General features: G+C 74.3%; 4 protein-coding genes. 2 read left to right on the top strand and 2 right to left on the bottom strand.

What is annotated here, in order from left to right; all coding sequences use genetic code 11:
- Positions 1 to 36: 36 nt before the first annotated feature.
- A complete protein-coding gene (locus tag EJG53_RS30905; protein WP_031003857.1) occupies positions 37 to 1047 on the top strand; it encodes a hypothetical protein in 1011 nt (336 codons plus the stop codon).
- Between the two features lie 78 nt (positions 1048 to 1125).
- On the top strand, positions 1126 to 1434 hold the full coding sequence (locus tag EJG53_RS30900; protein WP_030020961.1) for a hypothetical protein: 309 nt from the start codon (positions 1126 to 1128) through the stop codon (positions 1432 to 1434).
- Between the two features lie 80 nt (positions 1435 to 1514).
- On the opposite strand, the gene EJG53_RS30895 is transcribed toward EJG53_RS30900, so the two are convergent.
- Both EJG53_RS30895 and EJG53_RS30890 read right to left on the bottom strand, forming a co-directional pair.
- Positions 1515 to 6260, bottom strand: coding sequence for an FtsK/SpoIIIE domain-containing protein (locus EJG53_RS30895; protein WP_125047650.1), 4746 nt, complete (start codon positions 6258 to 6260; stop codon positions 1515 to 1517).
- A complete protein-coding gene (locus EJG53_RS30890) occupies positions 6257 to 7954 on the bottom strand; it encodes a hypothetical protein (RefSeq protein WP_125047648.1) in 1698 nt (565 codons plus the stop codon). Before EJG53_RS30890 ends, EJG53_RS30895 begins: the two co-directional genes overlap by 4 nt.
- Positions 7955 to 7964: the final 10 nt, after the last annotated feature.

Genomic DNA, 7964 nt, shown 5'->3' with positions numbered 1-7964 from the left:
GTGAAGTGATCTCCGAACCGCGCCAGGGGTGTGACCGTGTCCGACATAGCCGTTGACTACGAGCTGCTCAACGATGTCGCGCAGAAGTCCGGCAAGCTGAAGGACGAGGTCAAGCAGGCCCGCGAGAGCAAGCAGGAGTACTCGGTCGACGAGGTCGGCTCCCGGGTGGCCGTCGCGGCGATCCGCAAGTACTACTCGACGTGGAAAGGCTCCTTCAAGCGCTCGGAAGAGAAGCTGGAGAAGCTGAAGAACCTCTACGACGGTGTGGCGAAGAAGTGGGCCGACTTCGACTTCGACCTGGCCAACAAGGCGGCGAAGCAGAGCGCCCAGATCGCCTCGGACCTGTGGAAGGCCCGTGACGAGGAGTGGAACGCCTGGCACGACGCGGTCGAGAAGGCCAAGAAGGAGCACCCGGACCTCGACCCGAAGCTGCTGCCGAAGGAGCCCCAGAAGCCCGGTGAGCGTCCCCACGAGTGGACCACCGACGACGGGCACGGCAACAAGACCACGACGACGTACGAGTACGGTCCGGACGGCGAGCCGACGAAGGTCACCACGACCATGGAGACCAAGACCGGCCTGAAGGCGACCGACACCACGAACTACCACGGCGACGGTACGTACGACTCGAAGTCGACGGACGTCTTCGGCAACGTCACCAACACCACCGGCACGTCCACGAAGACCGAGACGCCGGAGCACAAGACCACCACGGACGACTTCACGAGCAAGACGAAGGACACCGAGGGCAACGAGAGCACCACCACCGGCACCACCACCTCGGTCACCGACCAGAAGACCGGTCACCGGGACACCAAGACCACCTACACCACCGTCGGTCCCGACGAGGACGGCAACGAGCAGACGGTGAAAGGTACGACCCACTCCTCCGTCGAACTCAACGGCCACGAGGTGACCACCACCATCGAGGTCAACGAGGACGGCAGCGGCACCAAGACCGTGGTGACCGACGGCAAGACGGAGGAGTGGACGAGCGACGACGCCGAAGGGGACACCGGCTGGAAGCCGAAGAAGTCCGACGACTGACGGCCCGTCCCCCGGCACGCCGCGCCCCGGACCCCGTCCGGATCTCCACCCATCACAGCGATTCAGGGAGCCAGCACCATGCCCGCAGGCAACATCAACATCGACTACAACGAGATCCAGCGCGTCTCCGGCGTGATGAACCAGGCCGTCAACGACATCAACCCGCTGCTGCTGAGCACCAAGACCTCCGTCGAGGGCCTGCTGGACAACGGCATGTTCATGCAGCAGAGCAGCCCGGCGCTGAAGGAGTCGTACACCAACCTCACCGCGTCGCTGCAGAAGGCCGTGGAGAGCATCAACTCCTTCGCCAACCAGTTCAACCAGATCAAGAACAACATCGAGAAGATGGACGCGGACATCGCGGCGGGCACCAAGAAGGCCGGCTGACCTTCCGTACCTACGACGGTGCCCCGCCGCCGGACCTCTCGTCCGGTGGCGGGGCACCGTCGTACGCGCCTGCCGTACGGTCAGCCGGCGTCGCCTTCGCGCAGCACCGTCTCCGGCACCAGCACCGACACCAGCGCGCCGCTGACCGGGTCGACGGTCAGGCCGCGGCCCGGCGTCGGACGGCCGCGCAGCAGGTCGTACGGCACCCGCACGCCGAGGATGTCGCCCTCGCTCGGCGACTGCGGTGACAGCAGCACACCCTTGCGCACCCGCCGTACGAGGCCGAGCCAGCCGATGCCCACCGAGGTCAGCGTCTCGGCGGTGGCCGCGGCGACCAGGCCGATGCCGCGGTCCCGTCCGGTGGTGGCGACCTCGCGCAGCGCCGCGTCGGCCGCGGGCAACTGGGCGAGCAGGTCGGCGTCGTCGACCAGGATCACGGCGGGCCCCGGTTCGGCGTTGAGCGCCGCGGTCACCTCGTCGGCCAGCGGGTCCGGGTCCTGGATGACCACGGCGCGCGGGTGCCGGGCCAGGCCCCGCAGCGGCGATTCGCGCGGGGTGAGCGCCACCACCCGGGTGCCACCGGCCAGCAGGGACACCGCGAGGGTGGTGAGCGCGGTGGACCGGCCGCTGCCGGGCGGGCCGCTGACGAGGAAGGACGGCGCGTCGGCCGCGAAGTCCACGCCGATGGCGCCGAGTTCGTCGCCGCCGACGCCGAGCAGGCCCCACAGCGGACGCCGTTCGGCGGCCGGGACCTTCTCGTACGCGTCGGTGAAGGACACCTGACGCGGCAGGCTCAGCACGCGCGCGGGGCGGCGCGCGGCGGGTACGTCCCGGTCGCGCTGTTCGGCCCGCTCACCGATGCGCTTGAGCGCCTCGGCCTGGTCGCGGCCGGTGACCGGCCCTTCCGTACGCTCGCCGAGCAGCGCGACCTGCACCTCGGTGGCGCTGCCGCCGCGCCAGCCGCGGCCCTGCGGGACGACGGCCGGCACCTGCTTGGGCGGGATGCCCGCCAGGCTGTACTCGTTGCGGTCGGTCAGCCGCAGCAGCAGCCGCTCGTCGTTGAGCGAGGCGACCTTGCCGGTCATCAGCGCGCGTTCGGACGTGGCGATGACGTGCAGGCCCATCGGCGCGCCCTCGCGGATCAGCGAGGTCAGCTCCTGGACCGGGCGGCCGCCGTCGTGGTCGTTGAGCAGGGCGGCCAGCGAGTCCCAGCCGTCGATCAGGACGACGATGTGGGCGGGGCGCTCGGCGGGCGGCAGGAAGGCGCGCAGCTCGGTGAGGTTGGCCGCGCCGTGCGAGGTGAGCAGTTCCTGGCGGGCGCTCATCTCGGCGGTCAGGCGGGACAGCAGGCGGCCCAGCCGTTCCAGGTCGGCGCGCGGGACGACGGCGCCGCAGTGCGGCAGCGCGGACAGCGGCGACAGGGCGCCGCCCGCCGCGTCGATGCCGTACAGGTGAACGTCGGCGCTGGAGTGCCGCCGGGCCAGGGCACCGCCGATGGTGCGCAGGACCTGGGAGCGGCCGGAGCGCGGCGTGCCCAGGACGTACAGGTGCCCGAAGCGGGTGAGGTCCAGCTCCAGGGGCTCCTGGCGCTGGGCGCCCGGCAGGTCGGCCAGGCCCCAGACGACCGGCGCCAGACGCCCGTCGGCCGGGTCGGGCCGGTCGGGGAGTTCGGCCAGGCTGACGGCGTGCGGCAGGGCGGGCAGCCAGGGGCTGGGCTGCCGCTCGATCTCCAGGTCGGCGGCGGCCTGCTGGACCGCGTCGACCAGGGCCGTCAGGTCGGTGGGCGCGTCGCGGTCGTCCATCGCCTCCTGGATGGCGTCGAAGAGGTCCGCGGTCTCCTCGACGGGTTCGGCGGCCGTCCGGCCCAGCAGCGACCAGGTGAGTTCGCTGGTCCACACGTCGGCGTCGGACTGCGCCGCCTTCGCCGTGCTCTGCTCCGTGTCCCCGGCGTCCTGGGGCGCCTGCGCGCCGTCGCGCACGGCGCCGACGAAGGCGGTCTGGAACGGCAGCACCGACCGGTGCCCGATCCGGGCCAGGGCGCGGCCCGGGGTGTCGCTGGAGATGGACACCGCGTCGTTGACCTCCAGGACGTCCTGGCTGTCGAGGGCGTCGGTGACGCGCAGCGAGATCCGCAGGTTGGTGTTGGCGCGGATGTCGGCGGTGACCACACCGGCCGGACGCTGGGTGGCCAGCAGCAGGTGCAGGCCGAGCGAACGGCCGCGCTGGGCGATGCCGACCAGCCCGGGGACGAACTCGGGCACGTCGCGGGCGAGGGTGGCGAACTCGTCGATGATGAGCAGCAGCCTCGGCAGCGGCGCCATCGCGGGGTCGCGGCGGCGCATCGCCCGGTACTCGGTGTGGTCCTTGGCGCCCGCGTCGGCCAGGAGGCGTTCGCGGCGGGTCAGTTCGGCGGTCAGCGAGGTCAGGGCCCGCTCGACCAGGTGGCTGTCCAGGTCGGTGACCATGCCCAGCACGTGCGGCAGCCGTTCGCAGCCCGCGAAGGCGCTGCCGCCCTTGTAGTCGACGAGTACGAACGTCATCTCGTCCGGCCGGTTGACCGCCGCCAGGGAGGCCACCAGCGTCTGGAGGAGTTCGGACTTGCCGGCGCCGGTGGTGCCCGCGATCAGGCCGTGCGGGCCGTCCTTGACCAGGTCGAAGGTGACCGGACCGGTGTAGCCGGCGCCCAGCAGGACGCCGGTGGAGGCCGGGCGCTTGGTCCAGCGGGCGGCCAGTTCGGCGGCCTGCGGCGGTTCCAGGTTCAGCAGGTCCAGCAGCTTGACACGGTCCGGCAGGCCGTCGGAGCCGTCCGGGGTGACGTCGCGTACGGGGGCCAGGGCGCGGGCGATCCGCTCGCACCAGCCGGTGTCGACCAGGTCGGGGCGGATACCGGTGAGGTCGGCGCTGCCGGTGCGGCGCAGCGTCACCTCGCGGGCGCCGACCGTGCAGACGGTGACGCACTCCTCGGGGAGCATCCGCTCCTCCTGGTCGAGGCAGATCAGGAAGACCCGTACGGACGGGCCCTCCTTGAGGACCTGCACCACACCGGGCACGTCCCGCAGCCGCCGCGCGCCGTCGAGGACGACGACGAGGTCGGGCTCGGCGAGCAGCGCGCCGCCCATCGCGGACTCCCGCGAACGGGACCGGGAGCGGATCGCGGAGACCAGTTCGGAGACCCGGTTGGCGACCGTCTCCGGGTCGTTGCCGACGGTCACGGTGGGCCCGCCGGCGGGCGGCGCGGTGACGCCGCCCTGGCCGGGGCGGGCGTGCGGCAGCCAGCGCACCCACTCCCAGGCGGGCGCGCCCGCCGCGTCGGTGAGCACGGTGATCCGTACGTCGCGGGGGCTGTGCAGGACCGCGGCCTGCGCCACCGTCCAGCGGGCCAGCGCCCGGGCCGCGTCGGTCTCGCCCGAGATGCCGATGACGCCGTCCCCGCACAGGTCCACGCCGATCGGCATGTCGGGGATCTGCCAGTTCACCGAGCGGTGGTTGTCCTCGCGGGAGCTGTCCTCGATGGTCAGCAGCGACGCCTGGCGGACCGTGCCGACGCGCAGCAGCAAGTGGTCGGGGTGGCCGCGGCGGCGTTCCCACAGCCGGGCGCCGGGGCCGACGGCCCACATGCCGGCGGCGGCCGGGTCGGGCCCGGCGGCGACCCGCAGGCCGCGCTCGCGCTCGACCATGCCCTTGACGTCGTCCTCCAGCGAGGCGCGCCGGGCGCGGTAGTTGGCGACCGAGGTGAGGAAGTCGCGCCAGCCGCTGCGCCGGGAGCTGATGTAGTTGCCGATGGCGAGCACCGGGCTGAAGAACGCGAACATCAGGTAGAAGTACGAGTGCAGGAAGACGACCATGCCGATGCCCATGAACATCGGCGCGATCACCACCAGCAGCGGGATGGTGCGCCGGGGCGGCGGCGAGGGCGGCGAAGGCAGTGTGAACCGCTCCGGCACCAGCGGCGGGACGATCCGCGGCGGCCGGTTGAAGTCCAGGTGGGCGCCGTCCTCGGAGGCCGTCACCGCGGCGTCCGCCTCGGTGGGCTCGGCGATCCGCAGCAGGAACTCGCCCAGCCGCAGCTCACCGCCGAGCGGCCACTCCACCCAGCCCTCGGGGACCGGCAGGTGGGTGTCGGCGTACGGGTCGGGCAGTTCGGGCGGCGGCGGGGGCGGCAGCGGGGCCGCGTCGGCACGGGGCCGGGCGGGCGGCGGCTCGGGCACCGACAGGGCCACGTCGGTGCGGTGGCCGGGCGTCTGCCTGCCGCTGTGCGCCGCCGTGCGGTCGGCGGACGGGCGGGCGGCCGCACCGGCGTCCAGCAGCACCGTGCCGTCCGGGCGGACGGTGATCCGGATGCCGGCGCCGGGCACGTCGCGGCCCTGCAGCCGTACCGAACTGCCCACCGCGGGGCCGATGGTGTGCGTACCGAGGTCCAGCGGCCAGACCCGCCCGGCGCCCCGGCCGCCGATGAGCTGGAGTTCCACGCGGGGCGCGCGCGGCAGCCGCTCGCCGTCGGCGGAGCGGGACGGGGGCGGCAGCTCGGTGCGGTCGGGGCCGTAGCCGCCGTCCGGCTCGGGCGGTACGGGACCGCCGATGCCGAGCGTCGCGCCGTCGCGGATGCCGGTGGCGGACACCGGCAGGTCGGCGGGGAGTTCACGGTCGCCGAGGAAGAGGGCGGGGGGCGTGTCGCCGGTGGCGTGGTCACCGGCGAGCCGCGCGGCCAGGGCGCCGACGGTGGTCGTGCCCGAGGTGTGCAGAACCAGGTCGCGCCGCTCGGGGGCGGGCTGCGGTGAGCCGGGCCGGGCCGGAGCGGCCGGAGCGAGGGTGACGAAGAGTCTCACGGGGTACGAGGGGTCCGTTCCTGGGGATCGGCGGGGTCGGAGTCGGCGCCGGAGGCGCCGCGGGTGCCGGAGGCGGCGGACACCCCGGCCAGGCCGGGCGGCGCGGCGGCGGCCCGGGGCTCGGCCAGGTCCGGCTCCGCGAAGTCGGCGGCTGCGTCGGTGCCGGAGCCGCTGTCGGAGGCGCTGTCGGGCTCGGGTTGAGCTCCGGGGGCGTCCGGTCGCTGCGCGGGTACGGGTGCGGGCGCGGCCTCGGGAGCGGCGGCCGGGGCGGGGGCGCCCGGCTCGGGCTCGGCGAAGTCGGCGTCGGAAGCGGCGGTTTCGCGGGGGAATGTGCCCTGATGGGCGGAGCCGCTCCCGTGGTCACCGTGCGCGGGCGGCGCGGCGGGCCAAGGGGCCGGGGCAGGCTGGGCGGGCTGGGCAGCCGGAGCGGGCTGAGCGGCCGGTGCGGGCTGCGGTGCCTGCGGAAGTACGGCCGTCTCGTCCCGCACCCGCTCGGCCGGAGCCGGGGCGGGCGCGGGCTTGTGCAGGTCCGGCCCGGCGAAGCCCGGCTCGGGTACGGGCCCGGCGGGACCGCCGTGACCGGCACCCGGCCCCGTACCCGTCCCCATGTTCATGCCCATGCCCGTACCGGCGCCCGGCAGGACGCAGTGCGGTGCGGGCTGCCTGCGCCGTACGGTGCGGGCCACGGCGCCACCGAGCGCGGGCGACTCCACGTCCACCCGGGGCCCGGGGCCGAGCAGCCGCCCGTCCGGCTCGGCGTGCAGCACCCAGCAGGCGCCCGGCAGGCGCCCGCCGACGAGCGCGCGGACACGTCCGCGTGCGCACAGGTCCGCCAGCCGTGCCGCCTGGTCGGCCGTGGGCGCCCAGCAGACGACGACCGGGACCGCCGTCGGGTCCACGGTCTGCGGTCCCTGCTCCGGGTCCGTCCACCGATCGATGGAGAGTTCGTTGAGGATCTCGTCCAGGGGACGGCCCGGGAAGCGCGGGTGCACCCCGTGCGCCACCAGGACCGGCGGCCCGTCCGGCATCCGGTCCACCTGGGCCGTCAGCGCCTGGAGCACACTGCGGGACACCCGAGGGTCACCCTCGACGCCCAGCGCCGCGGGGCCGCGCAGCCAGTCGACGAGCACCACGCCCGTCGACTTGCGGTCCACGCCGAGGACGAGCGGCAGCCGTACGGCACGACCGTGCGCCGCCGTCGCCCCCCGTACCGCGTCGGCGGGCGCGGACCAGGTCCACTCCCCCGGTTCCGCGGCCGCGTCCGTCCAGGGCAGAACCGGTCCTGCGGCACCGGCCGGGTCGCGGCCGGCGACGACGACGTGCACCCGGTCCCGGGCCTGCGCCAACTGGACGGTCGGCGCGTAGCAGCCGTCGCCCGCGTCCGCGTCCGCGCGGTCGAGCGCCGCGCGGGACACCTCGTACGCGGCCGGGTCGGCGAAGAACGCGGCCAGGGTCCGGGCGCAGCGCCGGTGCCGCAGACAGGCGCGGAGCGGCGCGGTGAACGCCCGCGCGGTCATCCGGACCTCCCAGGCGATCCGGCGGCAGGTGCGGCGGAAACCGCCCTGCTTGCGGATGGTCCGGGCGAGCAGCCAGACGAGCAGGACCAGGACGACGAGGAAGCCGATGATGATCAGCCAGGACGTGCGGTCCGGCATACCGAGGGCCAGCGGCACCGGGGACTGCTCCGGTGTCACGACGACCGCC

The sequence above is a fragment of the Streptomyces chrestomyceticus JCM 4735 genome (genome assembly GCF_003865135.1).
In the GTDB taxonomy this organism is placed as follows: domain Bacteria; phylum Actinomycetota; class Actinomycetes; order Streptomycetales; family Streptomycetaceae; genus Streptomyces; species Streptomyces chrestomyceticus.
The sequence above is the reverse complement of the archived record's forward strand: the minus strand, read 5'-3'. Positions and strand labels throughout refer to the sequence as shown.

Bases quoted from the DNA above. Each gene is read 5' to 3' on its own strand.
- EJG53_RS30900 (WP_030020961.1), top strand. From the start codon at position 1,126: ATGCCCGCAGGCAACATCAACATCGACTACAACGAGATCCAGCGCGTC.